Origin of the sequence: Paenisporosarcina macmurdoensis, from assembly GCF_042658845.1 — a bacterium.
Taxonomy (GTDB): Bacteria; Bacillota; Bacilli; order Bacillales_A; family Planococcaceae; genus Paenisporosarcina; species Paenisporosarcina macmurdoensis.
This window is the reverse complement of record NZ_JBHSRI010000031.1, coordinates 1-1,333: the sequence shown is the minus strand read 5'-3', so window position 1 is coordinate 1,333 and position 1,333 is coordinate 1. Positions and strand designations below refer to the sequence as shown.

Here is a 1,333-nt window from a genome sequence, read left to right as displayed (position 1 = left end):
CCTGGATTTGCCCCTATATTTCCAGACACCTGTTATCACTTAACCCATTACTGGCCTGCTGCCGCAGATATTCCCGTGGCGAGCGATAACCCAGTGCACTATGCGGATGCCATTCGTTATAATGCTCGAACGCCTCTGCAAGGTTCTTTGCTGCCGTTAACCCGTCTGGTTTAGGCATGATACTGATGTAGTCACGCTTTATCGTTTTCACGAAGCTCTCTGCTATGCCGTTACTCTCCGGACTCCGCACCGCCGTGTTCTTCGGTTCAAGCCCCAACATCCGGGCAAACTGCCGTGTTTCATTAGCCCGGTAGCATGAACCATTATCCGTCAGCCACTCTACTGGAGACGCCGGAAGCTCGTTGCCGAAGCGGCGTTCCACCGCTCCCAGCATTACGTCCTGTACTGTTTCACTGTCGAAGCCGCCCGTAGTGACTGCCCAGTGCAGTGCCTCACGGTCACAGCAGTCCAGCGCGAACGTGACTCGCAGTTTTTCTCCGTTATCACAGCGGAACTCGAACCCGTCAGAGCACCATCGTTGATTGCTTTCTTTCACGGCCACTTTGCCAGTATGTGCCCGTTTCGATGGCGGTACAGCGGTTTTTCGCTCAAGCAACAGCGCATTCTGGCGCATGATCCGGTAAACACGTTTGGCATTGATCGCAGGCATACCATCAAGTTCGGCCTGTCTGCGAAGCAGCGCCCATACCCGACGATAACCATACGTGGGCAGCTCTCCGATAACATGGTGTATACGGAGAAGCACATCCGTATCATCTGAGTGACGGCTGCGGCGACCATCTTTCCAGTCATCGGTTCGTCTGAGAATTACGTGCAACTGCGCACGCGACACCCGGAGACAACGGCTGACTAAGCTTACTCCCCATCCCCGGGCAATAAGGGCGCGTGCGCTATCCACTTTTTTGCACGCCCGTATTCAACGGCTTCTTTAAGGAGTTCATTTTCCATCGTTTTTTTGCCGAGCAGGCGCTGGAGTTCTTTAATCTGCTTCATGGCAGCAGCAAGTTCAGAGGCAGGAACGACCTGCTCTCCTGCGGCCACAGCAGTAAGACTTCCCTCCTGGTATTGCTTGCGCCAGAGAAATAACTGGCTGGCTGCCACACCGTGTTGCCGGGCAACAAGGGAGACCGTCATTCCCGGTTCAAAACTCTGCTGAACAATAGCGATCTTTTCCTGTGTAGTACGCCGTCTGCGTTTCTCCGGTCCTAAGACATCAATCATCTGCTCTCCAATGACTAGTCTAAAAACTAGTATTAAGACTATCACTTATTTAAGTGATATTGGTTGTCTGGAGATTCAGGGGGCCAGTCTA

1 protein-coding gene is annotated in these 1,333 nt (G+C 52.9%); it reads right to left on the bottom strand.

Going from position 1 to position 1,333, the window contains the following annotated elements:
- Positions 1 to 13: 13 nt before the first annotated feature.
- Positions 14 to 1,242 (bottom strand): IS3 family transposase gene (locus ACFPYN_RS17355; RefSeq protein ID WP_089541817.1). Its coding sequence is split into 2 segments (ribosomal slippage): positions 14 to 927 and positions 927 to 1,242, totalling 1,230 coding nucleotides; the frame shifts between segments, so codons are not numbered across the junction.
- Positions 1,243 to 1,333 lie beyond the last annotated feature (91 nt).